The sequence below is a fragment of the Streptomyces sp. NBC_00285 genome, from assembly GCF_036174265.1.
Lineage (GTDB): Bacteria > Actinomycetota > Actinomycetes > Streptomycetales > Streptomycetaceae > Streptomyces.
Genome location: NZ_CP108055.1, coordinates 4825733 through 4844194, shown reverse-complemented (window position 1 = coordinate 4844194; position 18462 = coordinate 4825733). Strand labels below are relative to the sequence as shown.

The 18462-nt window shown below is 71.8% G+C and carries 19 protein-coding genes; 10 read left to right on the top strand and 9 right to left on the bottom strand.

Going from position 1 to position 18462, the window contains the following annotated elements:
- Nucleotides 1-41: 41 nt before the first annotated feature.
- From OHT57_RS22205 to OHT57_RS22195, 3 genes are all read right to left on the bottom strand, one after another.
- A complete protein-coding gene (locus tag OHT57_RS22205) occupies nucleotides 42-1544 on the bottom strand; it encodes a flavin monoamine oxidase family protein (protein ID WP_328748228.1) in 1503 nt (500 codons plus the stop codon).
- Between the two features lie 159 nt (nucleotides 1545-1703).
- Nucleotides 1704-2915, bottom strand: coding sequence for a flavin-containing monooxygenase (locus tag OHT57_RS22200; RefSeq protein ID WP_328748227.1), 1212 nt, complete (start codon nucleotides 2913-2915; stop codon nucleotides 1704-1706).
- A gap of 244 nt (nucleotides 2916-3159) precedes the next feature.
- The gene (locus tag OHT57_RS22195) at nucleotides 3160-4800 is read right to left on the bottom strand and encodes a subtype B tannase (RefSeq protein WP_328748226.1); all 1641 of its coding nucleotides are present in this window, start codon (nucleotides 4798-4800) and stop codon (nucleotides 3160-3162) included.
- Between the two features lie 228 nt (nucleotides 4801-5028).
- Between OHT57_RS22195 and OHT57_RS22190 the strand changes: the two genes are divergently transcribed.
- The 4 genes from OHT57_RS22190 (at nucleotide 5029) to OHT57_RS22175 (ending at nucleotide 7557) form a co-directional block, all read left to right on the top strand.
- A complete protein-coding gene (locus OHT57_RS22190; protein WP_328748225.1) occupies nucleotides 5029-5475 on the top strand; it encodes a DoxX family membrane protein in 447 nt (148 codons plus the stop codon).
- Nucleotides 5475-5891, top strand: coding sequence for a Zn-ribbon domain-containing OB-fold protein (locus OHT57_RS22185; protein WP_328748224.1), 417 nt, complete (start codon nucleotides 5475-5477; stop codon nucleotides 5889-5891). The genes OHT57_RS22190 and OHT57_RS22185 overlap by 1 nt, the downstream gene beginning before the upstream one ends.
- A gap of 157 nt (nucleotides 5892-6048) precedes the next feature.
- Nucleotides 6049-6645, top strand: coding sequence for a GNAT family N-acetyltransferase (locus OHT57_RS22180; protein WP_328748223.1), 597 nt, complete (start codon nucleotides 6049-6051; stop codon nucleotides 6643-6645).
- Nucleotides 6646-6684: 39 nt separating this feature from the next.
- A complete protein-coding gene (locus OHT57_RS22175) occupies nucleotides 6685-7557 on the top strand; it encodes a GNAT family N-acetyltransferase (protein WP_328748222.1) in 873 nt (290 codons plus the stop codon).
- Here the strand turns inward: OHT57_RS22175 and OHT57_RS22170 are convergent.
- Complete coding sequence (locus OHT57_RS22170; RefSeq protein ID WP_328748221.1) at nucleotides 7536-8201, bottom strand: pyridoxine/pyridoxamine 5'-phosphate oxidase; 666 nt, start codon at nucleotides 8199-8201, stop codon at nucleotides 7536-7538. The two genes, OHT57_RS22175 and OHT57_RS22170, sit on opposite strands and share 22 nt — an antisense overlap.
- Nucleotides 8202-8355: 154 nt before the next feature.
- Here OHT57_RS22170 and OHT57_RS22165 point away from each other — a divergent pair, with 154 nt between their 5' ends.
- Nucleotides 8356-8550, top strand: coding sequence for a hypothetical protein (locus OHT57_RS22165; protein WP_328748220.1), 195 nt, complete (start codon nucleotides 8356-8358; stop codon nucleotides 8548-8550).
- On the opposite strand, the gene OHT57_RS22160 is transcribed toward OHT57_RS22165, so the two are convergent.
- Nucleotides 8547-9716 carry a thiolase C-terminal domain-containing protein gene (locus OHT57_RS22160; protein ID WP_328748219.1) on the bottom strand — a complete coding sequence of 390 codons (1170 nt, stop codon included), beginning with the start codon at nucleotides 9714-9716 and terminating at the stop codon, nucleotides 8547-8549. The two genes, OHT57_RS22165 and OHT57_RS22160, sit on opposite strands and share 4 nt — an antisense overlap.
- 82 nt (nucleotides 9717-9798) lie before the next feature.
- On the opposite strand from OHT57_RS22160, the gene OHT57_RS22155 reads away from it, so the two are divergent.
- Together OHT57_RS22155 and OHT57_RS22150 are read left to right on the top strand one after the other, a co-directional pair.
- A complete protein-coding gene (locus tag OHT57_RS22155) occupies nucleotides 9799-11142 on the top strand; it encodes an acyl-CoA dehydrogenase family protein (RefSeq protein WP_328748218.1) in 1344 nt (447 codons plus the stop codon).
- Nucleotides 11139-11609 (top strand): nitroreductase/quinone reductase family protein, encoded by a 471-nt coding sequence (locus tag OHT57_RS22150; RefSeq protein WP_328748217.1) that lies wholly within the window; start codon nucleotides 11139-11141, stop codon nucleotides 11607-11609. The genes OHT57_RS22155 and OHT57_RS22150 overlap by 4 nt, the downstream gene beginning before the upstream one ends.
- Nucleotides 11610-11675: 66 nt before the next feature.
- On the opposite strand, the gene OHT57_RS22145 is transcribed toward OHT57_RS22150, so the two are convergent.
- Nucleotides 11676-12311, bottom strand: coding sequence for a TetR family transcriptional regulator (locus OHT57_RS22145; RefSeq protein WP_328753282.1), 636 nt, complete (start codon nucleotides 12309-12311; stop codon nucleotides 11676-11678).
- 135 nt (nucleotides 12312-12446) lie between these two features.
- Here OHT57_RS22145 and OHT57_RS22140 point away from each other — a divergent pair, with 135 nt between their 5' ends.
- The 3 genes from OHT57_RS22140 to OHT57_RS22130 all read left to right on the top strand — a co-directional run bounded on the left by OHT57_RS22140 (nucleotide 12447) and on the right by OHT57_RS22130 (nucleotide 16275).
- The gene (locus OHT57_RS22140; RefSeq protein WP_328748216.1) at nucleotides 12447-13199 is read left to right on the top strand and encodes a VOC family protein; all 753 of its coding nucleotides are present in this window, start codon (nucleotides 12447-12449) and stop codon (nucleotides 13197-13199) included.
- A gap of 171 nt (nucleotides 13200-13370) precedes the next feature.
- Nucleotides 13371-15725: an outer membrane protein assembly factor BamB family protein gene (locus OHT57_RS22135; RefSeq protein WP_328748215.1), complete on the top strand. Its 2355-nt coding sequence runs from the start codon at nucleotides 13371-13373 to the stop codon at nucleotides 15723-15725.
- Between the two features lie 55 nt (nucleotides 15726-15780).
- On the top strand, nucleotides 15781-16275 hold the full coding sequence (locus OHT57_RS22130) for a hypothetical protein (RefSeq protein WP_328748214.1): 495 nt from the start codon (nucleotides 15781-15783) through the stop codon (nucleotides 16273-16275).
- A 3-nt stretch (nucleotides 16276-16278) separates the two neighbouring features.
- Here OHT57_RS22130 and OHT57_RS22125 read toward each other — a convergent pair whose 3' ends face one another.
- Genes OHT57_RS22125 through OHT57_RS22115 form a run of 3 tightly spaced genes read right to left on the bottom strand, consistent with a single transcriptional unit; the run spans nucleotide 16279 to nucleotide 18461 of the window.
- Complete coding sequence (locus OHT57_RS22125; RefSeq protein ID WP_328748213.1) at nucleotides 16279-17247, bottom strand: alpha/beta fold hydrolase; 969 nt, start codon at nucleotides 17245-17247, stop codon at nucleotides 16279-16281.
- 36 nt (nucleotides 17248-17283) lie between these two features.
- Nucleotides 17284-18057 carry an enoyl-CoA hydratase/isomerase family protein gene (locus OHT57_RS22120; protein ID WP_328748212.1) on the bottom strand — a complete coding sequence of 258 codons (774 nt, stop codon included), beginning with the start codon at nucleotides 18055-18057 and terminating at the stop codon, nucleotides 17284-17286.
- Nucleotides 18054-18461 (bottom strand): Zn-ribbon domain-containing OB-fold protein, encoded by a 408-nt coding sequence (locus tag OHT57_RS22115; RefSeq protein WP_328748211.1) that lies wholly within the window; start codon nucleotides 18459-18461, stop codon nucleotides 18054-18056. Before OHT57_RS22115 ends, OHT57_RS22120 begins: the two co-directional genes overlap by 4 nt.
- Between the last annotated feature and the right edge of the window lies 1 nt (nucleotide 18462).

Below are 18462 nucleotides of genomic sequence, written 5' to 3'. Positions count from 1 at the left end.
GGAATGGGTGTGCACACAAAAGGAGCGGACCGGCGGGCCCGCTACAGCACGGCAAGGACCTCCTTGGCCACCCGCTCGCCCGACCGCACCGCGCCGTCCATGAAGCCGTTCCAGTGGATGGCGGTCTCCGTCCCGGCCCAGTGGATGCCGCCGACGGGGGTGCGCAGGGCGGGCCCGTACTGGGTGAGCACGCCGGGGGCGCCTATGGAGACGGGGCCGCCGCGAGTGTAGGCCTCGTTGTTCCAGCGTTGCAGGACGAAGGAGGTGGGGGAGGCCGCTTTCGCGCCGAAGTACGTCACGTAGTCCTTCAGCACGGCAGCCTTGACCTCCGCCTCGCTCGCCGCGTCGTACTTGCGGGCCTCGTCCGCCTCGATGAAGCCCATCAGGGCGCCGTAGGAGGCGTCCGGCGGGGAGTTGTCGAAGGTCGAGCTGACCACGCCGGTGTCGCTGACGACCTGGCCGTTGAGGCCGTCGGCCCGCCAGAAAGGGGTGTCGTAGATCGCGATGGCCTTGCCGACCGAGGCCATCGGGAGGCGCTGGGTGAGCTGGTCGCGCGCGGCCGGCAGGAGCGGGTCGTAGGTGATGCGGGCCGCGAGGGGCGGCGGTACGGCGACGACGACCCGCTTGGCGGTGACCGTGACGCCGTCGGCCGTGACGACGTACTTCGAGCCGGACTTGGCGATCGTGCGTACCGGGGCGTTCAGCACCACCCGGTCGCCGAGGGTCGCGGCGAGCTTGATCGGCACCAGCTGGGAGCCGCCGACGAAGCGCAGTTCCTGGGCGCCGCCCGCGGTCTCGGTGAGGCGCTCCAGGGTGCCGGGAGTGGTCTCGTTGCCGGCGGCGGCGATGTAGAAGAGGACGAACAGCAGGGAGAGTTCCCGGGGTTCGGCCGAGAAGATCGACGTGCAGGCCACGTCGAGGAGGAACTTGGCCGACGGGATGACGGCGTTGGCGCGCAGCCAGGTCTCGAAGGTCTGCCGGTCCCACTCCTCGGCCTTGGCCGCGGTCCAGGGCGCGTCGAGGGGGATCGTCTTGGCCATGTCGTCGAGGGAGGCCTGGACGATGGCCGCGTTGGCGAGGCCCGCCGCGTCGATCGGCGGGACCGAGCCGAGGAGGCCGTCGGTGGCGTAGGCGGTCTTCTTGCCGTCCTTGTAGAGCAGGTTGTTGCCGGTGTTGTAGGTGGCGAAGGTGCCCACTCCGAGCGAGTCGGCGAGCGCCTTGATGCGGTCCTGGGTGGGGCCGATGAACTCGCCGCCGCCCTCGGTGATCCCGCCGTTGGCCAGGGACAGGTTGAGCACCCGGCCGCCGACCCGGTCACGGGCCTCCAGTACGGCGACGGTCTTTCCGCCCGCGACCAGGTCACGGGCCGCGGTGAGTCCGGCGAGGCCGCCGCCGACGATCGCGACGTCCACGTCACGGGTGGCGGCGGCCGCGGGGGAGGCGGCGGTGCCGGTCAGGGCGACGGCACCGGCCGCCGCGGCGGCGCCGCCGAGCAGGGAGCGCCGGGAGAGCGGGGGGAGCTGTCTTTCGCGTGCCACGTGCATCCTCCGTCGGGGGAGAGCAGGTAGGTGGGCCAGAAAGTGATTCTGAAAGATGAGCAGGTTTCACATTCTGGCCCCGCATGTGGGCACAGGACAACGCTCCAGTCACATCTTGCGCACACATAACAGGAGCTTTACTGAGGGGAGTTGGGGCTCTCTACGTCATCCCGGGAGCCGGGAGAGCGATCCCGAACCGTCTCTGACGACGGCCTTCGCGATCTTCTCCGCGTCGATCGCCACTTCGCGGAAGGTCCCGCTGATGGGAGTGACATAGCCGGTGAAGTAAAGGCCCGGGGCGTCCTTCGGGGCGCGGGCGCCGTTGACGACCGGGCCGCCGCGCGCGTCGAGGACGTCGAGGTGGCCGACGAGGCCCTCCAGGGAACGGGCGTACCCCGTGGCCGCGATCACCGCGTCCGGGGCGATCCGGGTGCCGTCGGCGAGGAGCACCTCGCCGTCCTCGAAGCCCTCGACGGCGGCCACGATCTCGACCCTGCCCTTGCGGATCGCGTCGATGAGGCCGACGTCCTGGACCGGGATGGCACCATCCCTGGCCCGGCTGTAGAGGCCGGTGTCGGGGCGCGGCAGACCATGCGCGGACAGGTCGGGCACGCTGAGCTTCGCCATGGGCCTGGCCAGCCGGTCCACCAGGCCGACCGGCAGCCGCCGTACGAGGACGCCCGTGTACTGCGCGGCCCAGCCGGCCGTGGAGCGGCGGACGATGTGCGGGGCGGTGCGCACGGACAGCCGTACGCGCGAGGCGCCGCCCTCCACCAGGTCGACGGCGATCTCGGCGCCGGTGTTGCCGACGCCGACGACGAGCACGTCACGGCCGGCGTAGGGCGCCGGGTTGCGGTACTCGCCCGCGTGCAGAAGCTCGCCCTTGTACTCCTCGCGTCCCGGCCAGTCCGGCAGCAGCGGGGTGTGGTTGTAGCCGGTGGCGACGACGACCGCGGCGCCGGTCAGTTCACGGCCGCCGGTGGCGTGCAGCAGCCAGCCGGTGCCGTCGGCGGTGCGCTCGACGCGCGAGACCTCGACGCCGGTGACGGTTTCCAGCTCGTGGACCTCGGCGTACTTCTCCAGGTAGCGCACCACGTCGTCGCGGGACGCCCAGCGACCGAAGCGGCGTGGCATCGCCAGGCCAGGCAGGGCCGAGAGGCGGCGGGTGGTGTGCAGGTGCAACCGGTCGTAGTGGCGCCGCCAGGACGCGCCGACATGCTCGGACTTCTCCAGGACGACCGCACGGACGCCCCGGGCGCGCAGCGCGTACGCGACGGAGAGCCCGGCCGGTCCGCCGCCGATGACGTACACGGGGCGATCGGGCTGTTCGGGCTGGTCGGGCTGGTCGGGGTGGTCTGCGGGTCTGGAGTCGGCCATGAGCGCGAGCGTAATCAGACAGCGCGTTGATGGGTCTCGGTCAAGACGGGAATTGGTTGCGGATCGATCACGCCTGTAGGAGATGCGGGTGGGGCTCGTGACGTAGGTCACCTGGTTGTGTGCGTACGGAAAAGGCCACGACGCCGGGTCCGTGGATACGGAGCTCGGCGCCGGGGCGGGCGGCGGCCGGAGACTGACGGGAAACCGGGGCCGCGGTCCGGGGTCCGGAGTCGGCCGGGGGCTGCTACTTTTTGGCCTTCTTGTAGCCCGTGACCTTGGCGATCCACGTGATGAAGTCGCCGGGATCGGTGTTGGCGCCGTGGCCCTGGTCCCAGTAGTAGAGGTGGTTGACGTCGTCGCCGAGGCCCGCCGCGGCGGCGGCGATGTTCGCGGAGACGACGTGCGAGGTGTCGGAGTCGTTGGTGCCGAGGCGGATCCACCAGTGCTTCGAGCGCTTCCCGTTGGCCTTCTCCACCAGGTGGTACATCGGGTTCATCAGGCGCAGTGTCTCGGGGATGCCGCTCGCGACGCGCTTGGTGCTCAGGCCCGTCGTGTCGTTCTTCGCGCTGTACGCGGTGAAGTGGCGGGTCTCGGTCGTGCCCGCGCCGAACAGGTTGTTCTCACCGGCGGACAGGTCGAAGGCGTCGAAGGCGGGCACGGTCTTCTTGCGGGCGCCGACGTGGGTGAGGAAGCCGGCCCAGGTGAAGGTGGCCTTGCCGTTCTTCCAGGTGATGAAGGTGTTGGCGGCCAGGTACGTCTCCCGCGCCGAGTCCGACAGGGCGGCGAGGTAGGTGGTGGCCGAGGGCTCCAGGTACTGCTTGACCAGGTACTCGTCGTAGTTGCGGGCGGTCAGCACCCCGAACCCCGAGCCCTTGAGCCCGCGCAGCCTCAACTTCGCCTGGTACTCGGCGAACTGCGCCTGGAGCTCCTTGGAGACGGCCTGGTCGACCTGCTTGCCGGTGCTGAGGGCGTTGGTGCCCCAGTTCCACTCGTAGGCGCCGTCGGCGTGCTCCAGGTCGGTGATCGGGCACCAGGCACCGGTCGCGAAGATCGCGTCGGAGGCCTCGGCCGCGCCGATCTCCTTGAGCAGCTTGTCGTAGACAGGGCTGTCGCCGGAGGCGCCGAGCAGCGAGGACAGGGCACCGCCCGCGCTGGTGCCGGCGGAGACGATCCGCTCGACGTTGCCGGGGATGCGGCCCTTGTTGGACTTGATGTACCGCACGGCCGCCTTGAGGTCGACGATCGCGGCGGGAGCGGTGCCGTAGTACTCGCCGGCGGAGTTCTTGAGGGTACGGCCGCGGGCGCCGGGCTCGATCACGACGTACCCGGCGGCCAGGGCGAGGAGCTGGTTGCTGCTGGTGGCGCCGCCGGTGGCGTTGGTGTTCTCGTTGGCGTTGGAGGCGGCCGAGGCACTCGGTGCGGCGCTGCCGGTGGGAGCACCGCTGGGGGCACCGCCGCCACCGCCCATGCCGCCGGCGCCGACGCCGGTCGCGGTCGCTACGGAGGACGGCATGTAGCCGCCGATGGAGTTGGCCAGCAGGATCGGCGCGTTGCTCGCGTCGACCGCGGTGCCGTCGATCTCGACGGGGGCGCTGACGATCAGGGACTGGTAGGTCTCGTCGACGGGCTTGGAGACGTAGGTGATCGCCTTCCAGAAGTGGTAGGTGACCGCGTGCTCGGTGCCCGCCGTGTCCGTGACCGTGGTCGTCAGCTTCGTGTAGGCCTCGGGGTCGAAGACGAGGATGCCGCTCCCCGAGGAACTGCCGGTCGATGAGCCGCCGGTCGACGCGCTGGCGTTCAGGGTCAGGCCGCCGACGGCCGCGGCTCCCGCTGTCGCGCCGATGCCGATGACGACGTTCCTGCGCTTGACTGCCCTGTGCTTCACGGTTCGCTCCCTCAGCGGTTTCTGTTGGCTTCAGCGAACGTAGGCGATGTGTGGACAGGATTGCCAACAATCCTGGGGTATTCACGGAGGACCCACAGCTTCATGGCGGGCGCACAGGTTTCTCTCATGCGGTCTCACCGTTCCGCTCGGGCCGCCGCACCGAAGCCGCCGTTTTTCGCGGTACCGCGACCTTCCGGGAACAAGTGATCTGACGTACCGTCAGATTTCATGGACACGATCTGGCTGACCGGCGCGCAATGGCTGGCCGTCCTGCGCATAGGCCTCGGTCTGTGGTGGCTGGAGAGCTGGCGGCACAAGGACAAGAGCACGTGGTTCGAGGGCGGCGGCATCACCTGGGCCGCGGACATCGCCGCCAAGCACCGCTGGACCCCGGTCCGCAGCGGCTTCGGCACGCTGGTCGCACCGCGCCCCAAGACGATGGCCTACGTCGTCGCGTACGCCGAACTCGCCCTGGGCGCAGGCCTGATCCTCGGCTTCCTGACCCCGCTCGCGCTGGTCGGCGGCCTGCTCCTGAACGTCCTCTACTTCACCCTCATGATCCACGACTGGGCCGAACAGGGACAGAACGCGATGATGGCGCTCATCTCGCTCGTCGCCCTGTTCGCGATGTCCTGGCAGGCATGGTCGCTCGACGCCGCCCTGGGCCTCTTCTGATGAACGCCCGCCACGACCTCCCGGAGGCCGACACCTTCACCCACGCCTTCTGGCAGGCGGCCGCCGGGGGCAGCCTGCTGCTCAGGCGGTGCGAGACCTGCGCCCGGATCCACCACTACCCGCGCGAGTTCTGCCCGCACTGCTGGAGCGAGGACGTCTCCTGGTGCGCCGCGACGGGCCGGGCCACCCTCTACACCTGGTCCGTCGTCCATCGCAACGACCTGCCGCCCTTCAAGGACCGCACCCCGTACGTCGCTGCCGTCGTCGACCTCGCCGAGGGCCCCCGGATGATGACGGAGATCGTCGACTGCGCGCACGAGGACCTGCGCCCCGGGATGGACCTGGAAGCCGTCTTCCCGGACGGCGTACCGAAGTTCAGGCCACGCGGGGGGACTTTGGCGGTTGGGGGTGAGTGACGGGCGTCGGCCTTGCTGGGGATCCGTTGGTGGTGACGGAAGTCCTCGGTTGTGCCGGTGAGGACCTGCGCCCCGGGATGGACCTGGAAGCCGTCTTCCCGGACGGCGTACCGAAGTTCAGGCCACGCGGGACGAGCGCGGCGGCTTGAATGGACGGATGACCGACGTCGACGACCAGCACCTCAAGGGCCCCTTCCCTCCACTGCACGGCCACGGCCTGCGCCTGTGCGCCTGGGACGCGCACTCCGGCGCCCAGGCCCAGGACTGGCTGCGCGGGACGCTGGACCCCGAGTTCGGGCGCTGGAACACCCCGCTCACCAAGATCCACGACCTCGACGGCGCCCGGGCCGCCATGCGGCGCAAGGCGACCGAGGCCGCGCGGGGCACGAGCGCGTCGTACCGGATCACGGACGCGTCGAGCGGTACGACACTGGGCCACGTCGGCGTCAACGTCATCGACCACGTCTTCAGCAACGCCCGCGTCGGCTACTGGGTGCTCCCCGAGGCCCGCGGCAGGGGCGTCGCCACCGGCGCCCTGCGCCTCGCCGCGCACTGGGCCCTCACCGACCTCGGCCTGCACCGCCTCGAACTCGCTCACGGCCTCGGCCACGACGCCTCCTGCCGCATCGCCGAACAGTGCGGCTTCCGCTACGAGGGCACGCTGAGGGGCGCGATGTTCGAAGCGGGCCGCCACGACGCGTTCCGGGACGCGCACCTGCACGGCCGCCTGGCGACGGATCCGGAACCGGCGTAATTCGCGGGCGCTCCGGCCCGCCCCGCAGGATCCTGAAGCATGCATCCCGACGACTGGCACTCCACCGCCGACCTCGACGCCTTCCTCGCCCGCGCCGGAGACTTCCTGCGCTCCCGGCCCGACCTGCACACCGTGCTCCTCACCGTCACCGAGGGACTGCGGACGCGCGGGCTCCAGGCATACGGCAGTCAGGCGCCGTACTTCGGGCTGCTGGAGGAGGGCGGCGAGGTCACGGGTGCCTACTTCCGGACGCCGCCGTACCGGCTGTACCTCACGCCCCTCAACGACGCCCAGGCCGACTCCCTCGCCCGACATCTGAGCGGGCGCCCGCTTCCCGGGGTCAGTGCGGAGGCAGGGACCGCCGCCGTCCTCGCCGGGGCCTGGGAGCGGCACACCGGGGTCACGGCCGTGCCCCACCAGCGGCTGCGGCTGTACCGGCTGGACACGCTGACCGAGCCGGAGCCGGTGCCTCGGGGGCGGCCGAGGATCGCCGGGAAGGGCGACCGGGAGCTGCTGGTCCGCTGGTTCGGGGAGTTCGTCCGGGACACCGGAGAGGACGGGAACGACACTGTGCGCGCCGAGGCCTGGGCCGACGCCCGCCTCGCCTTCGACGGCGTCGTCCTCTGGGAGACCGCGGACGGCACCCCCGTCTCCATGGCCGGCCTCACCCCGCTGGTCGCCGGCCAGATCCGGGTGGCACCCGTCTACACCCCCGCCCCGCTCCGCGGCCGCGGATACGCCGGTGCGGCCACCGCCGAGGTCAGCAGGCTCGCCCGGGAACGGGGCGCCGACGAGGTGCTGCTCTTCACCGACCTGGCCAATCCGACCAGCAACGCCCTCTACCAGCGCATCGGTTACCGCCCGACGGCGGACTTCGCGGTGTACGACTTTCAGGGCCAGAGCAGCTCCTGAGTCCAACCGCCTTCCACCAGGCGGTAGTTCACCCGCACATGGCGCCTGCGCTCGTCGCCCTGGAAGAACTCCACCTCCTCGGGCGCGAGTCGGTACAGCGTCCACGACGGCACGGGCACGGCGGGTTCGCGCTGCGCCCGCTCCCAGGACTCCTCGGACGCTCGCGCCAACTCCTCCAGTGAGCCGAGGACTTCGCTCTGCCGGCCGGTGAGCGCGGCCGCGAGGGCGCCGGTCGAGCGGGCGTGCAGATCCGCCTGGCCGTCCTCGGAGGGCGCGGCGGTCACCGGTCCCCGCACCCGCACCTGCCTGCCGAGGACCGGCCAGTAGAAGCCGAGAGCGGCGTACGGCCGGGCCGACAGATGTCCGCCCTTGCGGCTGTGGGCGTGGCTCGCGAAGGCCCAGCCGTCCGCGTCGGCGCCGTGCAGCATCACCGTCCGCACGTCCGGCCGGCCCTCCGCGTCCGCCGTCGCGAGGGACATGGTGTGCGGCTCGGTCTGCCCGGCCGCCACCGCCTGGGCGAACCAGACGGTGAACAGCTCCAGCGGGGTCGCGGGCGCGGCGGAGGGGTCGAAGGAGGGCAGGGAGGTGACCTCCTGGTCCCACACCCGAAGCGACCTCAGCAGCTCATGAAGATCCGTTGCCATGCCCCAGACGGTACCGAGGCCGGACGGCGGCCCTTCGTGAGGGCGACCTCGCACGCGGCCACGACGGGTGCGCCACACCTCCGGGAGAGCTACGGTTAGTCCATCGCTTAGTCCACCCGTTGACCTTTTGTGAGGGGCAACTCGCCTCCGCACGGTGAGGAAGCGGGCGGTACTCGATCCGAAGCCGGGCGGGAGCAGTTCCTTCGCGTTCACGGCCGAAGTCGGCGCGCCCGGCGAGGGTGTGCGGTGTCTCCAGGAGAAGGAGCCGTCCGGTCCGGGGGACAGAGGCCGTCGGGACCCGGACCCGGACCCGGCCTGCGACGAGGCGACCGTCGAGGTCGCGCCCTAACGCCCCAGCACCACCGTCCCCGACGAGCAGAACCAGCCCCCCGTTCCGGACGCCACGGCCAGCCCGGGTGCCGATCCGTCCCGGCGTCTGACCTGGCGTGCCCCCGCCTCCCCGCGCAGCTGCCGTACGGCCTCCACGAGCAGGAACAGCCCGCGCATTCCGGGGTGTTGGGCGGACAGGCCGCCGCCGTCGGTGTTCACGGGCAGGTCCCCGCCCTCGACCTGCAGGCGTCCCTTCTCCACGAAGGCACCGCCCTCGCCCTTCGCGCAGAAGCCGAGGTCCTCCAGCGTCACCAGCGTCATGTAGGTGAACGCGTCGTAGATCTCGGCGAGTTCGATCTCCTCGGGGCGCACCCCGGCCCGTTCGAAGGCCAGGCGGCCGCTGACCGCCGCCGGGGACACCGTGAAGTCGGGCCACTCGGACATGCTGACGTGCGAGACGTACTCGCCGGTGCCGAGCACCCAGACGGGGTCGGTACGGCAGTCCCGTACGTACTCCTCGGCCGCGAGCAGCACCGCCGCGCCGCCGTCGGAGCGGATGCAGCAGTGCAGCTTGGTGAAGGGGTCCGCGATCATCGGGCCGGACAGGACGTCGTCGACGGTGATCGGGTCGCGGAACATCGCGTCGGGGTTGAGGGCGGCGTTGGCGCGGGCCTGGACCGCGACCTGCGCCAACTGCTCGACGGTCGTGCCGTGTTCGATCATGTGCCGGCGGGCCGCCATCGCGTACTTCGCGATCAGGGTGTGGCCGTAGGGCGCCTCGAACTGGAGCGGGCCGCGGGCGCCGAAGGAGAGGGTGCCGGTGCGGCGGCCCGCCTTGATGTCGGCGCGGGCCGTGGAGCCGTAGACCAGCAGCACCGCGTTCGCGTGTCCGGCGGCGATCGCGTCGGCCGCGTGGGCCGCCATGACCTCCCAGGTGGAGCCGCCGACCGCGGTCGAGTCGACCCAGGTGGGGCGCAGGCCCAGGTACTCGGCGATCTCGGCGGGGGCGAGGGTGCCGGTGCCGGCCGAGGCCAGGCCGTCGACCAGGTCGCGCTCCAGGCCGGCGTCGGCCAGGGCGCGGCGGGCCGCCTGGGCGTGCAGGGCGTAGGGGGTGGTGCCGTCGACGCGGCCGCAGTCGGACAGGGCCACGCCGGTGATCGCGACTTTCCGGTTCCCGGGGGGCATGAGGGGCCTCCTGCCTCTGGGCATCTGGTGCGGGCGCTCCTAATATGACGGACCGTCAGATCCGGAGGGAAGAGGAAGGGCCATGGACGCTCGCTTCACCGCCGAACAGGACGAGATCCGCGGGGCGCTCCGCGCGGTGCTGCGGGACCGCTGCGGGCCGCGGGAGTTGAGGGCCGCCGTCGACACCCCGGCCGGTCACGACCCCGCGCTGTGGGAGGTCCTCGCCGGACAACTGGGGCTGCCGGGGCTTGCGTTGCCCGAGAAGTACGGGGGCGCGGGGTGCTCGGTGACCGAACTGGCGCTGGCCTGCGAGGAGACGGGACGGGTGCTCGCGGCCACGCCGTTGCAGGCCACGGCGGTGCTCGCGGCGCCGCTCGTGCTGGCCCTGGGCACGGAGGAGCAGCGCGCCGGCCTGCTGCCCCGCATCGCCTCCGGCGCTCTGACCGCGACCCTCGCCGTGCCGCCGGGTGAAGCCCTCGCGCTCACCGGGAGCAACACCGGCGACTGGGCGGGGGGAGGACGCGCGGGCGGGGTGCAGGCCAGACGCGCGGGTGTCGCCGTCCCCGTCGCCGGGCCGCGCTCGGCGGATGCCGGCCCGGCGGGGAGGGCTCCCGCGGCGAGCACCCCCGCGGCCACGCAGACGGAGTCTCAGGCACAAGCACAGGCGCAGGCGACCCCCGCACCGCCGCGAGCCGTCGCCGGGCCGTCCGGCTCGGCGGGCTGGCGGCTGTACGGCGAGGTCGACCAGGTTCTCGACGGTCACAGTGCCGGTCTCCTCCTCGTCGCCGCCCACGCCGGAGGGTTCGCACGCTCCCGCACCCTGCTGTTCCTCGTCCCCGGTGACGCGCCCGGACTCGTCCGCACCCGGCAGACCGCTCTGGACTCCACCCGGCCCCGCGCCCGCATCCAACTCCGCGATGTGGAGGCCGAGTTGCTGGGCGGCGAAGACGAGGGTGACGTTCTCGGAGAACTGGCCCGCCTCGGAGACACCGCCGCCGCCGTCCTCGCCTGTGAGGCCGTAGGGGCCGCCGACCGCGTATTGGAGCGGACCGTGGAGTACGTCAAACAGCGCGAGCAGTTCGGGCGGGCGATCGGGTCCTTCCAGGCCGTCCAGCACCGGCTGGCCGATGTGTACGTCCAGCTCCAGGCGGCCCGCTCGGCGGCCTACTACGCCGCCTGGGCCGTCGGCCAGGGGGAGCAGCGGGTCGGCGGACTCGCCCTCGCCCAGGCACTGGAAGCGCTGCGCACCGCCGCCGGTGAGGGCATCCAGTTGCACGGGGGCATCGGTTTCACCTGGGAGCACGAGGCGCATCTGTACTTCAAGCGCGCCACCGGCGACGAACTGCTCTTCGGCCCGGCGCACCGGCTCAGGGCCCACGCGGCCGACGCGGCGCGGCTCTTCGACAAGACGGAGGTGTCGGTGTGATCGGGCAGAGGGTCGTGCAGAAGGTGTCCTCCACCCGCGGCTTCGCCAAGGTCGCGCCGCATGTGATTCCGGCCCTGGACCGGGCCGTTCACCGGATCACCCGGGGGAGGGTCCTGCTCAGCGCGCAGATGCTGCCGGGCGTCGTCCTCACCTCGACCGGTGCGCGAAGCGGACTCGTGCGCCGGACCCCGCTGGCCTGTATGCCCGAGGAGGCCGGCCGTACCTGGATCCTCATCGGCTCCAACTTCGGCCGTGACGGCCATCCCGCCTGGACCGCCAACCTCATCGCGCACCCGGAGGCCGAGGTCAGCTGGAAGGGCGCGGACATCCCGGTCACGGCGACGCTGCTGACGGGGGAGGAGCGGGCGGCCGTGTGGAAGAGGGCGCTGACGTTCTGGCCGCCGTACGCCACCTACCAGGCGCGGGTCGAGCGGGAGATCCGGCTCTTCAGGATCGTCCGGAAGTAGATGCACCACAGGCGGCCGTTCACCCGTGTGAACAGCCGCCTGCCAGACAGGACTCGCATCGGGGCGCTACTTCGTCGGCTTTTTGCCTGTCACGCCCAGGTGCACCAACAGCGCCAGGTTCGGCTTGAGTTCAGCCTGTTTGACGCCCCACGTCTGGAAGCCCTTCTGGTGCGAGGCCACCGCCGCGAGCATCGCGACGAGCGAACCGGCGACCGCCGCGGGGTTGACGTCCTTGTCGACCCTGCCCTTGGACTGGAGCTCGGCGACCGCGTCCGACAGGGAGTTGTTCACCGAGTTGAGGATCTTCATACGGAGTTTGTAGAAGCGTTTGTCCCCCTCGGCGGCTCCGAGGTCGACCACGCGCAGAATCGCGTCGTTCCTGCGCCAGAACTCGAGGAAGCCGTCCACGAGTTCCTGCGCGGTCTGCCAGCCGGCCTTGCCGACCCACGACCGGCCGTCGAGCAGCTGGGTCAACTGGCCGCCCTCGGTGGCCATTTGCTCCGCGATCTCCAGGACGGCGCCTTCGACGTCCGGGAAGTACTGGTAGAAGGTCGCGGGTGAAGTACCCGCCTTCCGGGCGACATCGATGACTTTGACGTCCCGGTAAGGGGAGGAGCTGAGCATCTCGCTGAGGCAGTCGAGCAGCTTCTGCCGGGTCGCCTGCCCACGCCGGCCGGCCACGCGGCCGTCGACGGTACGCACTTGTCCTGTCATGCCGTCAGCTTACCGAGGGGTGATCGGAGCGCGATTCGGCCGACTGCAAATGGGGTGCGCGGGGTCCGGGAGACGGGTGCGCCTGGTCCTGCGGGGTGCGTGAGTCACCGTTACTTTGACGGTATGGCCGAAAACAGGGCATCCGCAGACGGAACGGGATACGGCGAGGGCGTCCCCTGCTGGGTGGACGCGCAGCTTCCCGACGTGGCCGCCGGGAGGCGGTTCTACGGTGAGCTCTTCGGGTGGACCTTCGAGGAGGCGCCCACGGCGCGGGAGGGCTCCCTGTGGGCCCACCGCAAGGGCGAGCCCGTCGCCGCGCTCGCCCGAAAGACGGACGGCCGTATGCCCACCGTGTGGACGGTGTACTTCGCCACCCCGGACATCGAGGCCCTCGCCGACCGGATCTGGGCGGCCGGCGGACAGGTCGTCACCGCGCCCGTGCCGGTGGCCGGGCTGGGGACGTCCGCGCTGGTCACCGACGCGGAGGGGGCCGTCTTCGGCCTCTGGGAGCCGGGCAGTCACCAGGGCTTCGGCAGCCGGCATGAGCCCGGCACCTTCGCCTGGGCCGAGCTGTACGCCAGGGACACCGAGGCCGCCAACGCCTTCTACGGCGAGCTCTTCCACGACGCCCTCTTCGGCCCCGAGGCCCACCCCGACTTCGGCCGCGCCCTCGTCTCCGACGTGTTCCCCGCCGAGATGCCGCCCCACTTCCTCGTCCACTTCGGCGTCGAGGACTGCGAGTCCGTGCTCGGTACGGTCAGCCGTCTCGGTGGGCGGGTCCAGGCGCCGCCATTCGAGACGTCGTACGGGAAAGTGGCCGTCGTCACGGACAATCAAGGGGCGTCGTTCGCCGTTCTGGAGCGGCCCGAGCGGTAGAAGGGTGCCGCTTTGAGGTGAGACACCCTATTTGACCCCGGGTTCGCCACCAGGCCTCCGGCCAGGAAGAATCAGGGTCGCGTGCCGCCATGGCGGTGCGGTGGTGAGACGCTGCACGGGGTCGCGTACATATGTGGGTGGCGCGGCTTGTACGGGGAGGTGGCAGGCAGAGTGGTGGATCAGCTGACGCAGCACGATCCGCGCAGGATCGGGCCGTTCGAGGTACTGGGACGGCTGGGTGCCGGCGGCATGGGGCTGGTCTATCTCGCGCGTTCGGCCTCGGGCCGGCGGGTGGCGATCAAGACGGTCCGTACGGAGCTCGCCGAGGACCAGCTCTTTCGCGTCCGCTTCACCCGTGAGGTGGAGGCGGCCCGGGCGGTCTCCGGCTTCTACACGGCGGCCGTGGTCGACGCGGACCCGCGTGCGGCCGTGCCGTGGCTGGCCACCGCGTACGTTCCCGCGCCCTCCCTCGAGGAGATAGTGAACGACTGCGGGCCGCTCCCGGCCCAGGCGGTGCGCTGGTTCGCGGCGGGCGTCGCCGAGGCCCTGCAGTCCATCCACGGCGCCGGGCTGGTCCACCGTGACCTCAAGCCCTCCAACGTCCTGGTCGTCGAGGACGGTCCCCGGGTGATCGACTTCGGCATCGCGTCCGGCGTCTCGAACACCCGTTTGACGATGACGAACGTCGCTGTCGGTACCCCCGCCTACATGTCGCCCGAGCAGGCGAAGGACTCCCGCAGCGTCACCGGTGCGAGTGACGTCTTCTCGCTCGGCTCGATGCTGGTCTTCGCCGCCACCGGCCACCCGCCCTTCCACGGCGCCAACCCGGTCGAGACGGTTTTCATGCTGCTGCGTGAGGGCCCCGACCTCGAAGGACTCCCGGACGAACTGCGTCCGCTCATCGAGTCCTGTATGCAGATGGAGGCCACCGGGCGCCCCAACCCCGCCGACCTCCAGGCCCAGCTGGCCCCCCACCTCTACGGCTCCGGCTCGGACGACAGCGGTACGGCGTCGGCGTGGCTGCCCGAGAAGGCGGTCGCCCTCATCGAGACCCGGCGCGGTGGCCGTGCGGCGCCTCCCCCGCCCGCGGCCGGCCGCAGCGGTGGCGGCCGCCCCACTCCCGCGCTGCCGCCCCCGCCGGCCTACGACCCGCGGCCGCCCGCGGCCGTCCCCGTCGGCGGCCCCGACACCGGCCCCGTCCGGCTCGCGGGCGGTCAGGTGCCCATCGGGCCGGGCCCGCGCGTCTCGGACGCCCGGGCCGCCGCCGTGAAGGCGCCCCCGCCGGAGGCCGGCCTGGTCGCCTCCTGGTCCCGCCCGCGCCCCGGCGTCAACGGCACGGAACCCGCCGTGGGCCCCGCGGTCCCGGCGGTCCAGGCCGCGCCCCCGGAGACCGCGGCCGGCTGGCGGCCCTGGCGGTTCCGCATGTCCAACGACGTCTGGGGCACCCCCGCGGTCGCCGGGGACCTCGTCTACGTCACCTCCTTCGAGGTGCACGCCCTCGACGTCGGCACCGGCCGCCGCCGCTTCAAGACGCGGGACGTGGCCTGGTCGATGGCGGTCGCGGACGGCCGTATCCACGCCTCCGACGGCCCCACCCTCTTCGCTCTCGACGCCCGCGAGGGCGGCGACCAGTGGCGGCTGAACACCGACGCCTGGGTGTACTCCCTCAAGGCCGAACGGGGCACGGTCGTCACCGGCACCCGCGGCGGCGGCGTCCAGGCCTGGGAGGCATCCACCGGGCGCAAGCTCTGGGAGCTCGCCGGCTGCCAGACCGACTTCGAGTCCTCCGAGGCGGGACCCGCGCTCCACGAGGGCACGGTCTACGTCTGGCAGGACGGCCGCCTGCGTGCCCTGGAGGCCCGCACCGGCGAGGAGCGCTGGGCGTTCCCGATCGGCGACATGGCCTCCTGCGGCGGGGTACCGGTCCGGGTGGCCCATGCCCACGACGGGTTCGTGTACGTCTCGGCCGGGACCCGGGTGATGGCACTGGACGTGGCGAGCGGGCGGGTGCGCTGGCACTTCGAGGCCCCGGCTGTCTTCCTGTGCCCGCCGACCTTCGTACCGGGGGCCGCGGTGACCGGCGGCGGGGTGTACCTCGCCGACTACCTCGGCACGGTGTACGCCCTCGACGCCACGGACGGCCGCGACCGGTGGCGTATCGCCACGGAGGCCAGGGCGTCGGTGGAACCGGTGCTCGTCGCCGCGGGCCATGTGCACGTGGGCAGCGGCAAGGGGCTGTACACGCTGGACGCGGTCACCGGAACGCCGAAGTGGCGCTTCCAGGCGGGCGGGGACATCGTGGGTGCGCCCGCGGTCGCCGAGGGGCGGATCCACTTCGGGTCGACCGACCGTCTGCTGTACACGCTGAAGGCCGACGACGGCCGGCTGCGGTGGAAGCTGGCGACCGGCGGCGAGATCACCGGGTCGCCGGTGGTGAAGGACGGGGTCGTGTACGCGTGCAGCAAGGATCGTTGCGTGTACGCGCTGGACGCGGAGAAGGGGACGGGGACGGCCCGCACGACGTGAGCGCCGTCGGCGACGGCCGCACGGCGGTGTCGGTGGCCCCCGTTAGAGTGATCACATGCATTCACGGGGGCGCGTTCTCAAGTTCACGGCTGTGTCGGTGCTGGTGGTCCTGTCGCTGACGGGGTTCTCCACCGGCCACGGTCACAGCAGCGGTCGGCACAAGAGCAAGAGCAGTCACGGCGACAGTGGCGGCGGGTGCAGCAGCTCCCGCCAGAACCACGACAGCTACACACCCCGCACCAGGAGTACCGGGAGCACCAGCACCCACAGCAGCTCCACGCTCCGGGACGGTACGGCGGTGCTGGTGAGCTGTGCGACGCAGGCGATTCCCTACGCCACCGTCGAGGTCAGCAACCCGAACAGCCGTCAGGCCACCTTCACGGTCGACGTCGCCTTCGACGACGCCGCGGGCACGGCGCTGCGCTCCACGGAGCAGAAGGTCACGGTGCCGGCGAGAGGCACGTCGAGCGTCCGGGTGCAGGCGGGTCGGGCCGTCGCGGCGAAGCTCGACCACTGCCGGGTCGCACCGGAAGCCGACGTGGTGAGCTGACCGTCAGTCCCGCAGTCCCGTCAGGAACTCCACCAGCGCCGCGTTCACCTCGTCCGGGCGTTCCTGCTGGGTCCAGTGGCCGCAGCCCGGGAGCAGGACCGGGTCGCGGACCAGGTTGGGCATCAGCCGCGGGAGCGCCTCGATCAGTTCCGGTGTGCCCGGGAACGCCGGGACCAGGTCGCGGTCGCCGTACATGTAGAGCGCGGGCGGGGTGACCCTCGCGCCGTGCCAGGGGGCCGTCAGTTCCCAGTTGCGGTCCAGGTTGCGGTACCAGTTGAGGGCGCCGGTGAAGCCCTTGGCGTAGCTCTCGGTGAGCTCGTCGAGGTCCTGTTCGGTGAGCCAGCCGGGGAGGACCTCCGGCTCGGGCATGTCCGCGAGCCAGCCGCGCTCCAGGTCGGTCACCAGCGCCTGCTCGTAGCGCCCGCCGCCCGTGCCGTCGCCCGAGGCGCCGACCAGCAGCCTGCGCAGCGAGGCACGGGGGTCGTCGCCGAACTCGGCGTCGGCCGGCCCGGGCTGTTCGAAGTAGTTCCAGTAGAAGTGCCCGTCGAACCGTTCCCGCATGGTCTCCAGGGGCGGCCGCTCTCCCCTGAACGGCGGCGGCACGCTCAGCCCCGCGACCCCGCGCACCACGTCGGGGCGCAGCAGTGCGGTGTGCCAGGCCACCGGCGCCCCCCAGTCGTGCCCGACGACGAACGCCGTCTCCTCGCCGAGCGCATGGATCAGCCCGACGACGTCCCCGACCAGGTGGAGGATGCTGTACGCCGACACGTCCTCGGGATGGTCGCTGGTGCCGTAGCCGCGCTGGTCGGGGGCGACCGCCCGGAATCCGGCGGCGGCCAGTGGGCCGAACTGGTGGCGCCAGGAGTGCCAGGACTCCGGGAACCCGTGCAGCAGCACGACGAGTGGTCCCTCGCCCTCCTCCGCGATGTGCAGCCGGATGCCGTTCACGTCGATCGTGCGATGCTCAACCATGGGGTAAGCGTACGCCTGTATGAGGCACCTACATTGCTAACGCAACCTGAACTCGGGCTGCCGTGAACGGAACAGTTCGGCCTGCCGGTCCAGGGGAAGATTGCCCAGCGCGACGAGGTGCGGAGCCTGCGCGAAACCCTGGCGCACGGCGGCCTCCTTGGCGGACCACAGTGCGCGGACCGTGCCCTGCACCCCTTGTGGCGGATAACCGGCGATGACCGACGCGGCCGCGACAGCCGCCGCCAACGACCCGCCCGGCTCGGTGAGTTCGGTGACCAGCCCGATGGCGTGGGCGCGTGCGGCGGAGAGCCGTTCCGCCGTGCCCATGAGGGCCATGCGCGCGGCCTCCCCGTGCGGCATGACCTGCGCCATGAGCACCGACTCGTAGGCGCTGACCATCCCGTACGTGGTGTGCGGGTCGAAGAAGGTGGCGGCCGGGTCGGCGACGAGGAAGTCGCTCTCGCCCAGGAGATAGAACGCCCCGCCGCAGGCCATGCCGTTGACGGCGGCGATGACCGGTTTCCAGAGGTCGTTGGACTTCGGGCCGACGTGCAGGAGCGGATCGTCCGCCATGTAGGGGGAGTCCGGCTGCGGCACCTCGGCGTCCCGGTCCAGGCCGGTGCAGAAGGCCCGCTCCCCGGCGCCGGTCAGGACGACCGCCCGTACGGTGTCGTCGAAGCGCAACTCCCGCCAGGCGCCGACCAGTTCGTCGCGCAGGGCGAGGTCGATGGCGTTCAGCCGGTGCGGGCGGTCCAGGGTGACGACGGCGACACCGGTGTCCTTGTCGGCGGCGACCCGCAGGGCCGTCATGAGCGCACCCACTGCGGAAGCCCCTCGGAGAACACCACGTGCACCCGGGCGCCGATGCGGATCCGCGCCGGGTCGAGGGAGTTGAGCGGCGCCCCGGCCGCGCTGACCAGGTTGCCGACCAGCCTGATCCGGGGAGCCTCCTCCAGCTCGACCACGATCACGTTGTACGGCGCCTGCGCCGCGTAGTCCGGGAGGAGCGGCGGGTGCGGGACGACGTAGGACCAGATCCGGCCGCGCCCGGAGACGGGGCGCCACTCCTCGGCGAAGGACCGGCAGTGCGGGCAGCAGGGCCGGGGCGGGAAGCGGAGTTCGCCGCAGTCGGCGCAGGCCTGGACGCGGAGTTGGCCCTGGGCGGCGTACTGCCAGAAGGGGGCGCCCGTGGCGTCCTTCACCGGTTCGAGCATG

Bases quoted from the DNA above. Each gene is read 5' to 3' on its own strand.
- OHT57_RS22175 (WP_328748222.1), top strand. From the start codon at position 6,685: ATGCATCCCGACGACTGGCACTCCACCGCCGACCTCGACGCCTTCCTC.
- OHT57_RS22200 (WP_328748227.1), bottom strand. From the start codon at position 2,915: ATGGCCGACTCCAGACCCGCAGACCACCCCGACCAGCCCGACCAGCCC.
- OHT57_RS22125 (WP_328748213.1), bottom strand. From the start codon at position 17,247: ATGGTTGAGCATCGCACGATCGACGTGAACGGCATCCGGCTGCACATC.
- OHT57_RS22120 (WP_328748212.1), bottom strand. From the start codon at position 18,057: ATGACGGCCCTGCGGGTCGCCGCCGACAAGGACACCGGTGTCGCCGTC.
- OHT57_RS22170 (WP_328748221.1), bottom strand. From the start codon at position 8,201: ATGGCAACGGATCTTCATGAGCTGCTGAGGTCGCTTCGGGTGTGGGAC.
- OHT57_RS22155 (WP_328748218.1), top strand. From the start codon at position 9,799: ATGGACGCTCGCTTCACCGCCGAACAGGACGAGATCCGCGGGGCGCTC.
- OHT57_RS22180 (WP_328748223.1), top strand. From the start codon at position 6,049: ATGACCGACGTCGACGACCAGCACCTCAAGGGCCCCTTCCCTCCACTG.
- OHT57_RS22185 (WP_328748224.1), top strand. From the start codon at position 5,475: ATGAACGCCCGCCACGACCTCCCGGAGGCCGACACCTTCACCCACGCC.
- OHT57_RS22160 (WP_328748219.1), bottom strand. From the start codon at position 9,716: ATGCCCCCCGGGAACCGGAAAGTCGCGATCACCGGCGTGGCCCTGTCC.
- OHT57_RS22115 (WP_328748211.1), bottom strand. From the start codon at position 18,461: ATGCTCGAACCGGTGAAGGACGCCACGGGCGCCCCCTTCTGGCAGTAC.
- OHT57_RS22190 (WP_328748225.1), top strand. From the start codon at position 5,029: ATGGACACGATCTGGCTGACCGGCGCGCAATGGCTGGCCGTCCTGCGC.
- OHT57_RS22140 (WP_328748216.1), top strand. From the start codon at position 12,447: ATGGCCGAAAACAGGGCATCCGCAGACGGAACGGGATACGGCGAGGGC.
- OHT57_RS22205 (WP_328748228.1), bottom strand. From the start codon at position 1,544: ATGCACGTGGCACGCGAAAGACAGCTCCCCCCGCTCTCCCGGCGCTCC.
- OHT57_RS22130 (WP_328748214.1), top strand. From the start codon at position 15,781: ATGCATTCACGGGGGCGCGTTCTCAAGTTCACGGCTGTGTCGGTGCTG.